The 18,489-nt window shown below is 33.3% G+C and carries 6 protein-coding genes; all 6 read right to left on the reverse strand.

Going from position 1 to position 18,489, the window contains the following annotated elements; all coding sequences use genetic code 11:
• Window positions 1-35: 35 nt before the first annotated feature.
• Window positions 36-13,862, reverse strand: coding sequence for a SpaA isopeptide-forming pilin-related protein (locus GAN53_RS01980; protein WP_151409339.1), 13,827 nt, complete (start codon window positions 13,860-13,862; stop codon window positions 36-38).
• A gap of 309 nt (window positions 13,863-14,171) precedes the next feature.
• Window positions 14,172-15,305, reverse strand: a complete 1,134-nt coding sequence (locus GAN53_RS01985; protein WP_151409340.1) for an aminotransferase class V-fold PLP-dependent enzyme — start codon at window positions 15,303-15,305, stop codon at window positions 14,172-14,174.
• Window positions 15,295-15,570 (reverse strand): DUF3343 domain-containing protein, encoded by a 276-nt coding sequence (locus GAN53_RS01990; RefSeq protein WP_151409341.1) that lies wholly within the window; start codon window positions 15,568-15,570, stop codon window positions 15,295-15,297. The genes GAN53_RS01985 and GAN53_RS01990 overlap by 11 nt, the downstream gene beginning before the upstream one ends.
• On the reverse strand, window positions 15,551-16,159 hold the full coding sequence (yedF, locus tag GAN53_RS01995) for a sulfurtransferase-like selenium metabolism protein YedF (protein ID WP_099320209.1): 609 nt from the start codon (window positions 16,157-16,159) through the stop codon (window positions 15,551-15,553). Before yedF ends, GAN53_RS01990 begins: the two co-directional genes overlap by 20 nt.
• Window positions 16,160-16,180: 21 nt before the next feature.
• The gene (selD, locus tag GAN53_RS02000) at window positions 16,181-17,194 is read right to left on the reverse strand and encodes a selenide, water dikinase SelD (protein ID WP_151409342.1); all 1,014 of its coding nucleotides are present in this window, start codon (window positions 17,192-17,194) and stop codon (window positions 16,181-16,183) included.
• 9 nt (window positions 17,195-17,203) lie between these two features.
• Window positions 17,204-18,355, reverse strand: a complete 1,152-nt coding sequence (locus tag GAN53_RS02005) for a double-cubane-cluster-containing anaerobic reductase (RefSeq protein ID WP_151409343.1) — start codon at window positions 18,353-18,355, stop codon at window positions 17,204-17,206.
• Between the last annotated feature and the right edge of the window lie 134 nt (window positions 18,356-18,489).

The raw sequence follows: 18,489 nt of genomic DNA on the forward strand, positions 1-18,489 counted from the left end.
TTTTTGCTTTATAAAATTTTGGCAAATTTTATTTTCTAAGCCTTTAATCTAAGAGTTTTTTTGTTTCTTTGATAAAAAGCATAAATCAAAACTCCCACAAGCATCACTACAAATCCACAAAGAGCATAGAACAATGTTCCATTTCCTCCGGTAAGTGGATAAACTGCTTTTTTGTTTACAATTACTATTGGTTCCGGTTGTTTATTTGTTTCATTAATTTTGATATTCTCATAAACTCCCGCTTCTATAGGTTTTTCTATAGTTTCAATATTTATTGTTCGAACTTGGTTAATATCTGCTCCATCATCTCCATTAGGAAGTTTTAATGTCTGTGTGATAGAAGTTGTTGTACTTAGCTTACCATTATCATCAGTATTTGTATAATCTAGTATAGCTCTTAGCTCTATCTTAAAGCTATAATTTGATTTTATAGGATTTGTTGATTTTGTATCTTTTATTATCTTTAATAAATCATGGAAGCTAAATAAAATTTTATCTTTGCCACTCTTTATTTTATTAACTTCTTCATCATCGACTTCAGTCCAATTTTTATCATTTGGTTTTTTAAAATAAATCTTTACTTCTGGAGTTCTTTTATTAGTAGCAGTACCTCTCCAATTAAGTCCAATATTATAAGCTTCTAGTTCAAAGTGTGATTTTGGGATTGGGATTATAGAAGAAGCACTCTCATCACCTGGATAATAGGTAAGTTCCTTATTATCTCCATTAACAATGAAAGTCATCTTTAGATCCTTAGTATTTGTTGGAGATTCATCTTTCTTGATATTAATATCAGTAAAGGTCTTTTCTTTTACTTTTCCATCAGCAACCGCAAACTCTTTGACATAATCTCTAGGCTTGATATGTCCATGTGGAGCCTTAATTTCTTTTAGTGCATAGTAGCCATTTTCATAGAAAGTAAACTCAATCTTACCATCTTCACCTGTAGTGAACTTATCTACTGGATTATATTCTTTTGGAGCAGTCTCTCCATCTTTAAGGACAAGTCTTTCTGTCTTTCCACCACTTGTTTTTTCGTAAAGTTTAAGAAGATCTTTTGAATAATTATCCTCAAGATTTTTCTTATACCAAACTTCAAATTCTGCACCTTTAAGCTTAGTCGTTTTTTCACTTGCATCAACCTTTACAAATTGAATTTTTTGTAGTTTTTTATTGACTATTGGCATTGGAATACTACCTGATTCGTCAACATTTACTGATTCTTTATTTGGATCGGTTGTAGCATTAGTTTCTTTACTTCGGTGGATATTACCAGAGGCATCTACCTCAAATTCTAAGATTGCTTCTTCTAGTTTTTCATAACCTTTTGGTTCCTGTGTTTCTTTTAATTGATATTCACCTTTTGGAAGCTTAGAATATTCGACTATTCCATCTTTTCCAGTTGTAATTGGTTGACCATGACCATCCCATTTTCCATCATTATTCTTTTTGAAAAGTTGGAATATTGCACCTTCTAGTGGATTCCCATCTTGGTCTATTTTTTTGAATTTAATCTTATTTTCAGGGTTTACTGCTTGAATTTCTAGGTTTGCTTTTGCAGTAGCTTCATTTCTAAAGAAGTATTGTTTATCCCATCTTGTTACATATCGAGTTGGATAATCTACCATTTGAAGCATACCATGACCAACATAACCGTCTTTATCCTCTCCAACTACTCTACCTGTAACTTTGAAGATATAGGATGAATTGGAATTTAGACCATTAGTAAATCCAATGCTTTCTTCCTGACCTGCACCTAGATATGACCTTGATCTTATTCTAACAGGTTTAGGAAGTCTAGAGTCATCTTCGTTTACACCAAATGATAAAGGCATTAACTCATCAAGATTTGCATTACTATCAAGATAGTAGTAATCAATATTCAAGTTTTCAATATTTTGGTCAGATGAGTAATAGAATGTTGACCTTGGAGTATTACTTCTATCCCTATTTACATAGTAGTAATGAACAAACTCACCTGTATCAGGATTAAATTTAATAATCTTTGATCCAAGATTTAGGTGATTTTGGGTCATTTCATGCGTTTTCCCGTCAGTACCCTTATATAATTCTCTTGCAGTCATTGAGTCATATACAACATTAATACTGTTTGTTATCATTTTATGACCGACAACGCCTCGTTCAATGTTTTGTTGCCCTGCTTTTGGTACTTTATTTAGGTTGATATAGGCTTTTAGCTTATTAGAAAATTCTACTAGGCTATAAGTGTTAGCATAGTCTGTGAAAGTATAAGTTATTGTACCTTCTTTTCTATTATAATCAGCCTTAGCAATTGTACCTACTCCATCTGCAATTATATCAAGGTTAGAAATATTCGTTTCCATTATTCCATGGAGGTCCATATTTTCACTTAATTTTAGTACAAAATAATCTCCAGGATTAATCTTTAGGTTGGAATCAATAGTGTATTTGTTAGTAAATTCAAACACTTCTCCAAGGTGTGGGTGCATTTCTTCTTGATTATCAGATAGTAATCCTTTATTTTTACTACTTGGGTTTAATACACTTAATTTCGATTCAGATAATGTTATGCTACTTGATACATCTTTTCTTTTAATTGGCGCATCTTTTGCATATGGGTCTAAGTCTTCTCCACCTACTGTGAAGTTCCAAACTTGCTTGTTGTTGATATAGCCACTAGGTGATTCTATTTCTTCAAGTCTATAATGACCTATATTTAAGCCTGTGAATTTAAGTGTACCATCTGCACCAACTGTTCCATCTTCAGTTTTTCCTGTTTCCTTGTTGGTTATTCTAAACTTTGCGCCAGGTAATTGATTTGTGCCCTTTATTTCAGTACCTTTTTGGTCAATTTTTTTAATTGTGATTTCACCTTTACCTGGTTTTTCGTTTACGATTTTACCCATATTTTTGGCGGTAGCACTTGTAACATAGTCTACTAACAATCCATCTTCTTCTTTAGTTGATTTTTCAGGAATATATTGGTATACACCATTTGCCTTATCGTATTCCAGAGAAATATATCCGTTAGAAGTTGGTGTGATTTGGATTTCACTTAATTTATATGTGTCCTTAATAACTTTTCCTTGTTTATCTTTTATTTCTCCTGGGAACTTGATGCTCAGTTCTCTTAAAGAAACTTCTGTTTTCTTGGTAGAATCTGTAGGATCTATTATCTTAGTTGTTTCCAAATCAGCATTCTTTGCATTCATGAACTTGATAACTTCATTAGTTACTGGATCGTGCATTTCTAGGTCTTCAAACTTGTAAGCTTTATCATTTCCTGGGAAATAGAATCCAACTGTATTTACATTAATGTTTTCACCAGTTCTTGGGTCGGTTATCCTTTGTGACACTATACTTACTGTTTCAACTGAGAAGTATAGAAGTGGTCCATTAATTGGTTTGTAATTCTTAGGTGCTTGAACTTCTACTAGTCTGTAACGACCTGGTTCAAGTCCTCTGAAACCAAAGTATCCGTTGAAGGCTGATGATACATAAGATCCTTCTAATTCTTCATAGATTCCTTCTCTTACTTTCTTTTCAAGTTTAAATACTGCACCTTCAAGTCTCCTCTTAGTAATTTCTTCTACAGAATCAGTGTCAGTAAGTTTACCGTGTTTAGAAAAGGTGATATTGTATCTTTCTGCATCATTTTCTATATCTAGTCCTTCTTGAGGAACTATATTTGTTGAATTTGATGAGTATAAAGAGCTAATGTCCATACTTGTACTTATTGTACTAAATGGTGCTTTGTAACCTTGTTGTCCTGGTGTAACAGGTGGTATTATTCTACCTGATTGATAAACGTCTTTTTTTCCAATCTTAACTATTTTACTTAGTTGATTTACATATTTTTGACCAGGTAGCTTAGTTGCAAACCAATTATCAGCATATTCTTTACCATAGTTATCTTCTAACCATTGTCTTAATGTTACTACACCATCTTGGTAAGATGCTTCATCTTTACCATTTTCATCTTTAACAACACCGTAAACTATTTTTCCATTTGAATTTTTTAATTGTTGGAATTCTCTTGCACCATCAAAGAATTGAATGTCAATATCAATCTTACCTAAATCTTCATCTGGTATATCAGCTTCTGTTAATTTGTAAGGATTTTTTAGTACTGGTTCAGCACTTGACGCAGTTCCTTCCTTATTTGTAAAGTTGTAGTTAGAATCTATTGCTACTTCATTAGTAACATTTCTATCAATAATAGAAGTATCATAGAATCCTTCAATATCGATATAGTAAACTCCTGGTTTAAGGTTTAGTTGGTCTTCGTCAAAGCCCCAATCAAATGGTCTCCATCTAGCTGTGTTGACAACCGTCACATCTGGATAAGAAACGTCATAGTCATTTAAGATTTTAATCATCTTAGCCTGATCAGGATCTCCATTTAATCCAGTAATCTTATAAGTTGACCTATAAGCAGTCTTTACACCTTCTTTGATAGTAACTGGTGGAAGTCCAGGTCTGTCGATTTCTTCTCTCTTGTGTTTTGGTTTAATTTGAACGTTGACGGTTCCATTTTTTCCTCTTGTATCAATATATACTCTTTGGATAAATGTTCTTGACTCTGTATCAATATGAGTAATTTTTGTTGCGTATTTTACGCCATTTGCTGTTTTTATATCAAGATTCTCATTTTTTTCAATAAAGCTTTGTGGTGTTTCTTCCGGTCCCTTGTATTTTGCAACAAGTTGACCATTTTCTTCCACAACTTGTACTTTCCAAGGAGCATTTGCTTTTCTATAGCCTAGTGGGGCTGCTGTTTCTTCAATTACATAATATCCCTCTGGTAGTTTAATAATGGTGCCATTTTCATCCTTGAACTCTACAAGTCCTTGAGCATTTGATGTTCCTTTTTTTACTCCAAAGGTTTGGTCAAAAGTTTCAAAGTTATGATCAGTCTTTTTGATAGTAAATATAGCACCCTCAAGTTTTCTGTCGTATCTGTCTTTCTTATAAATCTTAAGATCAAGACCTGTTTGCTTGTTGGTAATTTGAGCAAAACCATTTTCCGGGATTTCTTTTTCGTCCTCGCTAGGTCCTTCTTCTTTTTTCTTAAATGTTGCAGAAACTGTAGCGCCACCTTCTGGCATTGTAAAGCTGTACTTACCATCTGTACCAGCTGTCAAAGCTTGTCCATTCATAGTTACGCTTTCAATTTCATAATTTTCACTTGGTGAAACAGTTAACTTAATTTCTGTACCTGCTGCTGCAGACGTTAGATCTGCTGTAATAGTTCCACCTTCTTGTGGATTTTGAACTATTACATTATAAGTTTCTGGTTCTTTTACTTTCCAAAGAGCTGTAATTGTTGTGTCAGCATTAACTGTTATTGATACTCCCGGTTGATATTCAACTCCATTTACTAACCAAGCTTTAAATTCTTTTCCACTTGGTGCGGTAAATCCATTTGCTGGTAATTGATAATTTGAACCAACATTTACTTTCACATCTGGCATTGTGCCAGAACCATCTCCAGGGCTAAATGAAACAGTTGCTTGTTCTGGAGCTTTGTTTCTCCATTGCGCTTGAATTGTTAAATCGCTTGTTACAGTAATTTTATCCCCAACATTTTTCTTTTGTCCATTTACTAGCCATCCATCGAATTCTTTTCCATCTGGAGCTATAAATGATGATCCTGGTAATTCATATAAAGTACCATCTTCAACTGTTACTGGATCCATGTGCCATGTTCCACCATTTCCATCAAATGTTATTGTGTGGTTAACAGTGGTTTTTACAACTGGTACTCCAGCTTCATTAGCATAAGATTTTTCTAACCAACATTTATGACCACGGGTTGATTGAGAACCTGTATTAAAATCATAGTTTGAACCTAAACCAATTGGTAGGTTTTCAATATAATTTGTTTCAACTTCAATAAGAATTGTTCCTGGATATCTTGTGTTAATATCAGTAGTTTGAATTTTTTTGTTACCATCTTGGGTAAATTTAACTTTTAAACTTATATCAGTTTTACCAGATATAGAATCTATATCTGAACTTTTATTGATATTTGTGACACTTGTATTCGCAGGCACTTGGAAAACTCTTGTAGTAACATCAATTGGTCTTATATTGTAATTATCATAAGCTCTGTGGAATTTGATATTACGGTTTTTCTTAGCGTAACCTTCTTTGTAGATAAATACCTGTTTGTATCTATTATTAGTCTTGTCTATTTCAATAATCTTAGTATCTATTAATTGACCATGGTCAGAATCAGATGCATCTTCTCTTTTTGTAGGTTGAGTTGAGCTTGCATTGTCAACTTGTTCCCAACCATTTCCAGCTCTTAGTGGATTAAATGTATCTACTAAATTTCCACCAATTTCAAGCTCTGTATTCGCTCCTGCCATTTTTAATCTTCTCATTAGATTATTTGTGGCTGATTTTTCTTTTGTGGAGACTGTAAAACTTGGATTATTAGGATCAGGATTTAGGCTATTGTCCTTAATATATACTTTTCCATCACTTGCTACTCTTATTGTCCAAGTAGTAGTTTTCTTTTCATAGCCTGGAGCTGGTTTACTTTCTTCTAGTTTGTAGGTGCCTGGTTTTAGGTCGTTGAAAGAAATCATACCGTCTTTGCCGGTGGTCATTTCTCTTTCTTCTGTACTATCTCCTAGGCCTGTTAGTTTAAATACTGCTCCTGGAATTGCAGTAGTTTTATCTTCTTTTACTTTCTTGATCTTAAATCCATATGTTTTTAGATCGTTTGTTACATCTAGTGAATCTTCTGATACATATGAACCAACTATTGTTCCCCCTGTTCCACTTACAAGACCAGCGGTTTTGATGTCAGATACTCTTTCGTAATAGTCACTCTTCCAGTAGGTTGTGTTAGCTTCTCTCCAGTCCATGCCTGTACCAACTCCACCGTTTTCGTCTTTGTAAGGTACTTTGACGTCAACTACTATTGGCTTATTTGTAACTGGTATTCCTAGTTTTAATCTAGTTGGTTCTCCATAGTGAGAATTGTCGGGAGTTTTCTTTACTTGATTAGTAATTTCGGTTACTTTATAAGATGCAAGTCTTAAGTCAGATATTAGACCAGTAACCTTACCGTCAGTATTGCCACCTTCTTTGGCTTCTAGGGTGAATATTTTTATTTCTTCATCACCCTTGTACCAATCCATATTTGGATATTCTGGTTTTTCTCTGTGGATTGTGGCTGCTGTTATACCATCTACTCCTACAGTCTGTTTTGCTTCTGGGTTTATTATATATCTTTGAACTACATATTTTTCTTTCTTATTTATAGCAATAATCCTAGTACCAAGGTGCTGTGCATTTAGATTCTTATCTGCCCAACCTGTCCATCTATTGTCATAGTCAGACCAGCCTGATGTGTTTCTATTTTTAACATCAACCCATTCTGTGCCCTTTTCTCCAAGAAGTGACTTTTCTACATCTCCGATTTCTGTGGATTCTGAATAGTTGTAGACTTTTGTCTTGCCAGCTTCTACTCTTAGAACCCATTTTTTATTAAGTGGATTGTATCCAGTTGGTGGGGTAACTTCTTGAAGTATATAATTCTTGCCTTCTTTTAGAGTAGCTTCAAATTCTACAATACCTTTTGGTCCTGATGTAGCTTCAGCTGAGAAATTTGGATCATCTGGATCTGTTATCTTGAATTTTGCTCCAGGAAGTGGTTGGCCTTTTCCGTCTTTTTTATAGACTCTAAACTTTTGTCCAACTGGTTTATTTGGAACTGGGATATTAATAGGAACAGTCGCATTAGTGTAAAAATTACTTTCGCCTGTAATAGATGTTTCTCTTATTCTTACGCTACCGTCATTTAAAACTGTGACTTGCCATTTTTTGTTAGTAAGCCTATAACCATCCGGCGCTTTAGTTTCTTCTAGTGAGTATCTACCTGGGGCGATACTTTCAAAGTTTACTACTCCGTTTGCATCTGATGACCTGTAGATTACTTTTCCATTTTCATCTTTTAGTGCAAATGTTGCCTTTGGAAGTTTATTTTCTTGATTTGTTTCATCATATTTTGTAAGTTTGAAGCTACCTGGTTTATATTTATTGTTAATTAAACCAATTACTTCTTTGTAATACTTTGGTATTTCTCCGCCAGCTTGGTCACCTACGGCTGTGTTGACATTGGCCTTAGATGCAAAGGCAGATTCGAGATTACCATCAGTCATATGGAAGGCTCTCCATTTTTTGTTAAACTGATCTATATCAGTAATCTTATAGGTTTGTTCTATTATATAACCACCTTTATCTTTTGCACCTGGTGTCGTTACCTTTAAAGGATGATTTAAATCAATTCTGGCATTTGTTTTAATTTGATTAGGATCATAGTTTATTGTTACGTCATTTTCTCTTATATAAAGTTTTTTATCAGGATTTATTCTTTGATGTGCCAGTAAGTGATAAATATTAGGGTCTTGTTCTGGTCTTACACCAAAGGATTTTGGCATATAAGGGTTCTTCCAAACTCCATCTTCTTTATATGATGCAAAATCAGTTCCATATACCTTTACATCTTGCAAAGTATATAAAGGTTTGTAACCCTTACCGCTCCATCTAGCAATTTGTTGATTGCCTTGGAAGTCAGTTGTTATCCAATTGAATTGTGATGTCTTAGAACCATAAGCAAATCCCATAGGGTTTAGATAAGCCATGACTGTTACATACCAGTTTCCATCTTCTTTTTGGTATACATCTCTAAAGTAGTAGAATTGGTTAGAGTTATTTGTTCCTGAGTCGTATGGTCCATAATCTGCGTTTATATCTTTGCGTAATATAGGATTTCCTCCAACACCAGCTACTCCAGGTGCTACTTTTATAGTAAATGGATATGTTTTTGATTCTTTGGCATAATATTTATCAGGAATTATACCTCTAAGGTTTATTGAAGCAGTCGCTGGTCCTCCCTTTGACTTATCATTAAATACGTATGTTAATAGGTTAGTATTGTAATCAAAGTACGGATCTGCAACTTCCTCGCCCCCAATTACTATTTTAGGGAAATCAGAGAAATATTGGGTAAAGTCAAGGTTTCTATCAAATTGAATTTCAAATCTTGTACCTGGTGCTGAATTAGATAGGGTAATATCAGCGTGATATTTTAATGATTCATATTTGTAGGCTTCCCATACTCCTGTAATTACACCAATATCTCCTGGTTCATTTTCTAGATATTCAAGTCTTTGGTTAACATTTGTTACTGGTGCTTTATTTGAAGTATCTGTCTCTTCACCTTGTTCTATATAGAAATCTCGTCCAGCTTCTGGTGTACCAATGCCATCTTCAAATCTAGCCTTGTATGTTACTTGACCTTGTTCATCAACAAGAACTTCAAAGTAGACGTCAGATTTTTGATATCCATCTGGCGCTTGTACTTCCTCTAGTCTATAGGTTCCTGGAGGATATTGACCAAAGCTCACCTCACCATTATTGTTTGTGAATTTATTAGAAATTGTCTTTCCATTGCTATCTTTTAGGACAAATTCAGCCCCGCCTAGCCTATTTCTTTTTCCTTCAGCATTAAAGGTATCGCCAAATTTTGTAGCTGTTATTGGACTTTTTGTAAATTCTTCATTTGTTACTAAAATTTGATTATCTTCGCCATCTCCTTGTCCATTTGTTTTATTTAAAATAACGCTTTGAGTAAGATTTGTTTGTATAGCTGTATCTTTATCTGTCAACCAATCATAGTCTAAGCTTACTGATTGTTTATTCCCTATATTAGCTTTTACTTTTACTAAAAATCCCCAGTCATTTTCAAATCTTTGTTGTGGGAAGTAAATTTGGTAACCAGTTTTTCCTGTGTATGGATCTGTAGTATTTGCTGTGCCTGTAATTTTGTTATTATTTGCAGCATTTATTACATTTTCCCCAAGTAAAGGAATGTATCCTTCAGCATTTTGTTGTTCCATGCTGTACTTAACGTTATTTCTATATCCTGGAGATACATCGTAAGCTTTTACATCTGTAATATTTACGCCTGGTATAGAAATATTAAGTCTTGTATTTCTATTTGTACCATCCGCACCATTATTGCTTTCTGGTTTTAGGTAAAGGTAGAACTCAACTTCATTTTGATTAGTTGTTCCATTGGTTGTTATCTTACCATAGTGCATAGCGTTCATATAGTCTGGCCAGTTAGGTGCACTGTCGTGTTGAACGAGTTTTGTCACGTTTTTGCCACCTGATAGCTGGATATTGCCACCATCTACACTGATTGTACCATCTTTTGCTATGGTGATTGTTTTTTGTGATTGGTCAAGCTTGTAACCTGCTGGAGCTTTTTCTTCTGTTAAAGTATAAGTTCCAGGTAGTACATTATTAAAGGCAGCTTTACCTTGGTCATCAGTAACTATAGATGGTTGATTATCGCCTAGTAATTTAAATCTTGCTCCTGCTAGTTTTTTGCTTGGATCCTTGCTATCAACTTTTACTACTGTAAATGTAACAGGGTTTGGTTTTGTTGTATCGATAGCAGAGTTGTGAATGTATTGACTTTTTGTATCTCTTTGATAGTAGTTGGCATTTTCGTTGTATTTGTAAGTTTTTCCATTTACTCCAACTGTATCTTGGTCGAATTTTTGTTCGATTTTATTTTCTCTTTTAGAAGCTTCGTGAGAATTTTCGTCAATATCCCAATATCTTGCGTTAGGAATTGTGACAAATCTTGTGGTCTCTCCAGCAGTGCCTTTATCTACATGTACTTTACCAAGTTCATTTCCTTTATTATCTTTTGCGATAAAGTCTTGTCCTGGCATAGTCATGCTTTGCTCTGGCAAATTCCAAACTTGGTCAATGTATAGGTCTCTGAATTTAGAAATTCTTACACCAGAAATACTGTAGTTATTTGGTTGATCTGCATTTGTTAAACTTGTATCTAATTGATAAACCGCAATAGTTCCAACTTCTTGTTTGCCTTGAGGGTAAGATTCTTTTGTTGGAAGAGAATTGATATTTTTTGTTGTTCCAATTTGAACCATTTTACCTTGATCGTTTAGACCGTAGACTGCACTTTGTCCACTTGTGATAGTTTGATTACCTTCTAGAGTTCTTTTTTCAAGAGGTAGGCCATTATTTTCATCCTTACTTGATACAGCATCTGTGATTGTCCAAGTAGCTTTATTATTAGATTTGAATTCTCCAAGAATTGTTGTTCTGTTATTAATTCCTGAACGAGTTGGTGTGAAATCTCTTATGGCTTCTTGGCTAAAACCATTGTCGTTTATTGATCTAACTGCACCTTTTTTCAAAGTTTTTTTGGCGTTGTAAATAGATATATCAACCATATAAGAGCCTTGCCTATTTACAACAGGTGTATAGAAAGTATATATTGCTTCGTTGCCAGTTATATCTGGTTTGTAGTGAACTGAACTTGTGATTCCAAGATTTCCATCTATTGGGTTTTTTTTCAAAGCCCCATCACTTGTTATTTTTAATTCTTGACCATTTACCTTGAATTTTTGAATTTCTCCAAGTCCTGATCCTTTGACTGTTGTAAGGTTTAAGTTAAAGCCTAGGCCATCTTTTAGGTCTTCATCAGCATTTACTTTTATAGTCCAGCTCATGCCAGTCATTTCTCCATCTTCTACAACTGGTGTTCCTATTGGATCTAAGTTTAACTTATAATCTGCTTGGTCTATAATTTGTTCGACGTCATCTCTATCTGGCTCTATGATTGATCCTGCTGGATTGCCATTTTTGTCGATTTTTTGTGGAACTAGGTCTTTAGGAGCTTTTATTCCTAGACCTGAAACTTTATTAGTAACTGTAAATGTTCCATCTTCTTCTAGTGTAATTTTCTCTGTATTGTAATCGACAGGGATATTCAATGGTACTTCGATGTTTTCAGGGATAGTTCCTTCTATATTATAGGTAATAGTATTGTCATCTTTGTTGTAAGTTGGTTTTGCTATTACTCTGCCATTGTAAACTATATCCTTTAATTCAGATGGATTTTTTACTGTAAGTTCGTCATCTAAATGTATTTTGAAATATTGGTAGTCTTGAATTGGCCCACCAATATTTGAAGTTTTGAAAACTGTTCTTACGGTAAATTTCTTGCCTTCTAGGTTTAACTGACTTTGGCCTACAGGGGTAGGTACATTTTCTTTGCCGAAAAGCAAAGTTTCTAATTTGCCTAATAAGCCTTCTTTGTTTGAATCTTCTTTTGCCGGCTCGTCAACTTCTGCCACTTGATTTGTTTGATTTTTGCTGGCAGTATTTGTTTTTTTGCTATTTTCTTCTGATTTTTCTTTATCTTCAGTATTTTCTTTTATAAGTTCCTTTGTTTGAGGAGTTTGATTTTCTTCGGTATTTACTTTTATTTCTTCTTTTGGATAAATTTCATCTAATAGCTTTTCTGCATCTATTTTTGCTACTTTGAATTTTTCCTCGTTTAATCCTGAAGTTAGTGTTGCTAAGATTTCTTTTAAATTTTCTTTGTCTAAATCTTTTGCTTGATCTTTTAGATTATTTTTAAATTCTTCTTCGTTTATTTTTTCATCGTTGTAAGATTTGATATTTTTAGTTATTTCTTCAACTTTTGCCTTTAAGTCTTCATTAAGTTTGTTTTCACTTTGGAATTTATTTATCAGAGCATCCTTGTTTAGGTCGATAGGAGAAGCTGGTGTTTGTTCTTTGCTTTGATCTGGCAAAGAATTTTCTTTAATTTCTTTATTTTCATCAGGCAAAGGATCTTCGTTTGAATCCTTATTTTCTTCTTCAGATTTTTTATCTGTTGTTTCTTCTTTGTAGGATGGGTTTTTTATTACTTTATTATTGTAGGTAAATTCTTTTGGGTTTACGTCCTTTTTGACTGTTGTTGTTAGGGCGATTTTTGCAATAAATCCTTGTGGAATTTGTAATTCACTTTCTTTGGCAAAAGGAATTTCTTGGCTAAATTCTTTTTTTAGGATAAAGCCTTCTTCGTCTGCTTGGTAAAAGTCTACTTTGATTTGACTTTCTTTTGTATCTTGGTTTTCGTCTAAATTTATTTGATAATTTATGCTTTCCTTAGCTTCTGTTTGTGTATTTATTAGATAATCTGTCCAAGAAATTTCTGCTTTTTTATCTCCTAGAAGATTTGTTTCTTTGAAGCTTGCTTCAATTTGGTTTTCTTCTTCTATTATTTCTAGTTGATATTTATCTTCTGGGTTTTCTTCTAATATAATTTCTTCTGGGTTTTCTTCGTTTTCTTTTTTGTCTTCTTTTTCTTTAAAGCTTAATCTTTCTTGGTGGAGTATTTCTTCATTTTGATCTTTGATTACAAAGTCTAAAGAGTATATTTGATCTTTATTTTCTTTGATTTTTTCAAAAGTTTTTTCTTCTATTTGTGTGCTTAGGTAATAAACTACTTCTTGGCTTTTATTTTCTGTTGTAGCGGATAGGGTTTCTATGTATTTATCTTGATTTAAAATATTTGGAGTTTTTACTTGATTTTCAATTTCTACTTCATTGCCATTTTCATCTATGGTTGTGGTTTTTTCAAGCTTTAGTTTTTCTTCTTTGCTATTTTTGTTTATGGCAAAGAAAGCCTTGATTTTTTCTAAGTCATTTTCTTTGGCTTTTATAGCAATTCTATAAGATATTTGACCTGTTGTTTGTGATAGGCTTACGGATTTTTCTATTTGAAGTTTTTCAAGTTCTTCTTTTTTTATGTCGCTTTTTAAAAATGTGCTTTCTTTCTGATTTTGGGCAGACTTATCCCCTTGATTGTCCTCGACAGCTTTTAGGCCCATTAAACTTGTTTCTTTGCCGTAGATTTTTCTAGGATTTTTTGTTAAACTTTGTGCTAAAATTTGACTTGGAAATGTCAGAGTGAATACTAGAACCAACGCCAGTATTTTTACTAAGACTTTTTTTAATTTGCTTTTCATATACTCCCCTTAAAATTCATATTCTTATATATGGTGATTTTTTATAGATTTTCATAAATTAAGTAAATTCATAAAGAAAAATGCTCTATTTTAAAATAGCACACACTTTTCCATTCTTATACTTATATTATACTATGAAAAGTATATTTTTAATATAGCAAATTTGACGTTTTTTTAGCTTTATTTTCAACAAAACACAAAAATTACTAAATTTTTTTAATTTTATTATTTTCAAAGAAAATAAGGACTATTGTAGGTAATTTCAAGCTTCTTTACCTTACAATAGTCCTTAATTTAATCTATTTTTTATTAATATTCTTTAGCTATTTCTCTAAGCACTTCAATAGCATTGTCAATTTCTTCATCAGTATTAAAGTATGAAAAGGAAAATCTTACTATTCCTTGAGCCTCAGTTGCAAAATGTTCGTGAATTAATGGCGCACAATGAGCTCCAGGTCTTGTTTGAATGTCGTATTTTTCATCTAAGATTAGGGCAAGCTCTGATGATTCCATATCCTTTAAGTTGATTGAAACTATCGGAGAATATTCACCCTCTGGTTTTTTGGAATAAATTTTTATTCCTTCTATATCTTTTATGCCATCATAAAATCTTTTGGTGATTTCTTTTAGATGTTGGTGAATTTTGTCAATTCCCTCATCTAAAATAAATTTTATGCTGGCATCCATGGCAATTTGTGATATGAAATTGCTCGTTCCAACTTCAAAAACTGCCGGAAAATCTAGCGGATGATTTTTGTCAAAGGAATTAACTCCAGATCCACCAGAAAATACATTGGAAAAATCAAAATCGCCATTTTTTATAATGCCGCCTGTTCCTGATGGTCCATAAAGAGATTTATGGCCAGTAAATACAAAGATGGAATTAGGATATTTTGAAATATCAAGATCCAAACAACCTGCAGTTTGAGCAATGTCTATTATCATTATGAGCTTATATTTTTTTGCATAAGCGTGAATTTTATCCAAATCATTTACATTGCCCAAAAGATTTGAGGCTTGATTTGTTATGATAAATTTAGTGTTTTCTCTAATAAGCTCTGGGATTTTATCAAAATCTACATTGCACTTTTCATCAAAATCTATAAAACTAAGTTCTGCCCCACTTTGATAAAGAGGTCTTAGAACTGAGTTGTGTTCTGTTGTTGTAGTTATTACATGGCCATTTTCTTTTACTAAAGATTTGATTACAAAATTTAGGCCAAAACTTGCATTTTCAGTAAGGGCAATATCATTAGGATTTGCTATATGAAAAAGTTTTGCCAAGTCTTTCTTAGTTTGGAAAATTCCCATCATGGAGTTTTGGCTTTTGATGTGTCCGCTTCTCGAAGGGTTGCCCAAATCGTTGGTATTTAACAATTCTATAAACTTTTCTTTTAAGGCATCTGGTTTGTGAAGAGTTGTCGCCGAATTATCAAAATACATATTCTTTTATCTCCCTTTTTTTGCCATCATGACCTAAGCTGTAGGAATTCTCATAATCATCTTTTGTTAAAATTTTCATAGCCTCATCGATAATATCTTTATCTACTCGCAAGCAATAGCCACAACCTGTGCCAATTTCTGTTGGCAATGGAATAAGTCTTGATCCTTTTAAATGTTCAACTTTGCTTAAAGCTGCCAAGGCTTCAGAAATGTTGTGAAAAGAAAATAGAAAATATTCTATATTATTAGCAAGGGTAGATGGCATGATTAGATCTCATTGCTTCTACAATTTTGTACATATTGGTGATTTCGCCAACTTTTAGCTCTTCTTTTTTGCCATAATTTTGTAGGCAAAGTCCGCAAGAATAAATTCTTACTCCTCTAGCTTCAAGGCCTTTAAGATCTTCAATAGATTTTTCATTTTCTGTTGTCATAAATACTCCTCTATTGTAGAAGTACATAGCAACTGGAAGATGATCTTGTTCGGTTAGGGCATAGATAAAGCCTTCTAGTAAAGATTTGGAAAATTCTGGATCTCCATCAGCCATTTTATCAGAGCTTACAATTACAATGTAGTTGCTGCTTGTAGCATCATTTACGCTATAGCTTTCTATTTGGCTATGGTCTAGTGAATCTTTTGTTTTTTCTAAAGATACTTTGTATTTTCTATCTTCAAGTTTTTCTACTTTAACATCTATTTTTAATTCTTTTGCCATTTTTGATAAATTTTCAGTTGCAACTTCGTTATCAACTAAAACTTCAAATTCTTTCTCATCTGGATTTTCTCTAAAAGCCTTTTTTGTTTCAATAACTGGGATTGGACATGCTTTACCTAATACATCAATTTCTTTCATTTTTTTCTCCTTTAAATTTTTTTACCTTACAATAATTGGATAAAATCTTTTGGATTTTACTTCCCCTATTTCATATATATCCATTTTTTCTCTTTTAAAATCATTTTTTATTTGATCGGCTGTTTCTCTATCGACAGCTACCAATAATCCACCTGAGGTTTGTGGGTCAAACAAAACTTCGCTTAGGGCAAAATTATCTTCGTAAAATTCTACACGTCCTTCAAGATAATTTCTGTTATTTTGACCACCAGAAGTGTATAAAAATTCTCCAGCAAGCTCTAGGGCTTGATCTAAGATTGGAACTTTTTTGCTATCAACGATAATTGTAAAATCATCTCCAGCCATTTCTGATAAGTGGCCTAAAAGTCCAAAGCCAGTTACATCTGTTGCTGCATGAATATCGTAATTTACAAAAATATCTCTAGCGTATTTGTTTAAAGTTTTCATTTGATCTGTGCAAGCTTTGAAATTTTCTTCTGTTACAAGACCTTGGTTGTAGGATCCTGTTATAAGACCTGTACCAAGTTTTTTGGTTAGTAAAAGCACATCTTTGTCGTGTGGAGTGTTGTTTTTCCAAATTTTATCCAAAGCAACCTTGCCAGTAACGGACAAACCGTATTTGGTTACATGATCGTGGATTGAATGACCACCTGTAAGGCTTGCCTTAGCTTCTGTTACCTTATCATTTCCACCTCTAAGAATTTCTCTTAGGATATCAAAATCATCTTCTAATGGGAAAGTTGTAATATTTAGGGCGCAAATTACTTCACCGCCCATAGCGTAAACATCGCTCATTGAATTTGCTGCTGCAATTTGACCAAATAAATATGGATCATTTACCATTGGTGGGAAAAAGTCTAAAGTTTCGATTATTCCGGTTTTGCCATCAATGTCGATTACTGCTGCGTCATCTTTTTTGTCAAAGCCTACAACTATATCATCACGTTTGTAAGGAGTGATATCTTCTAATAATTTGTCCAAATTTCCTGCGGCAATTTTTGCATTGCAGCCGCCACATACATTTAATTGACTCATAAATTTTCCTTATAGCATTTCTATAAAGGCAGCAATCCTCGTGTTTAGTTGACCTATATCAGATTTTGAAAAGTCTGTTTCAACAAACATATAAGGTATGCCTTTTTCTTCTGTAACAAATCTTTTGATGGTTTCTCTTTCCACTATATATGGATGGCAAGAAACCAAGTCCATTTCCAAAACTCCATCAGCCTTGTATTTATCAATAAGTTTGCTTAAAAGTTTTAGTCTATTAGTATCAGGTGTCATAACAGAGCAACCAATGTCAAGGTATCTGCTTGCGATAGCTTCGTTGATATCTTCTGCTTCAAGGTCGATGTTGTTGTCAAAATTTTTCTCTCCAGAGCAGTTTTCAAAAGAAACTACAACTCCACCATTATTTTCGATAGCATTGATAACTTTTTCTGTAGCTCCGCCCATTGGGCAACCAGTTACAATAATTCTTGGCTTTTTCTCTCTAGTTGATGGATCGTACTCATCGCGAACTTTTTTTGCTATGGCATTAATCTCATCGGCAATAGCTTTTTTGTCCATTTTGAAAGTTGATCCATAGGTTACATGGAAAAAGTCTAAGCCACTCATTGGAGCTGGGTCAAGTTCCATAGTATCGGCAAGATTTTTTTGGGCATCTCTTATGTCATTGCCAATTTTTGCCCAGTTTCTAAGATTTTCATCAGTTATTTCAGTATTAAATTTATCTTCCAAATATTTTCTAAAGTCTATAACTTCATCTTTCCAATATTGTAAGGCTCTGGCATTTTGTGTTTGTGGCAAGTGCATGATATAAACTGGCTTAATGTCATTCATTAACTCATACATTTTTTTCTTACCATCGCAAGTGGTTTCGCCTACAACTACATCAGAAAAATAAAAGAAAGGACACTTGTTTGTCTTGGCAAAACCATATGAAGATTTTATAAGTGGGCAAAGATTTGTTGGCAAATCTCTTTCAGCTTCTTCTATGGTTTCATCGCTTGTTGAGCAAAGTGCAACGGTAGAAGCTCCTGACGCCCAAGCAACTTCTGCTGGAAAATAAGTGCAATAAGCTCCAACTAGTGGAATTCCCTTATCTTTTAATTCTTTTACAGACAAAAATGCATTTTGCCTTGCTTCGGCAAAATCATCAAATATCTCGGGCAAATCTTTTACAAGTTCTGTCAATAATTTCTCCTTTCAAAATTTAAAGCTACATTTATAAAACAAACATTTTCCCTAGCTTTTATAAGAAAAATGAAAAATTTAATTTACATATCCACTAAACGATAAAGGCTTTAATTGTCAATTTATTGTCGATG

Source organism: Anaerococcus sp. Marseille-P9784 (assembly GCF_902500265.1).
GTDB lineage: Bacteria > Bacillota > Clostridia > Tissierellales > Peptoniphilaceae > Anaerococcus.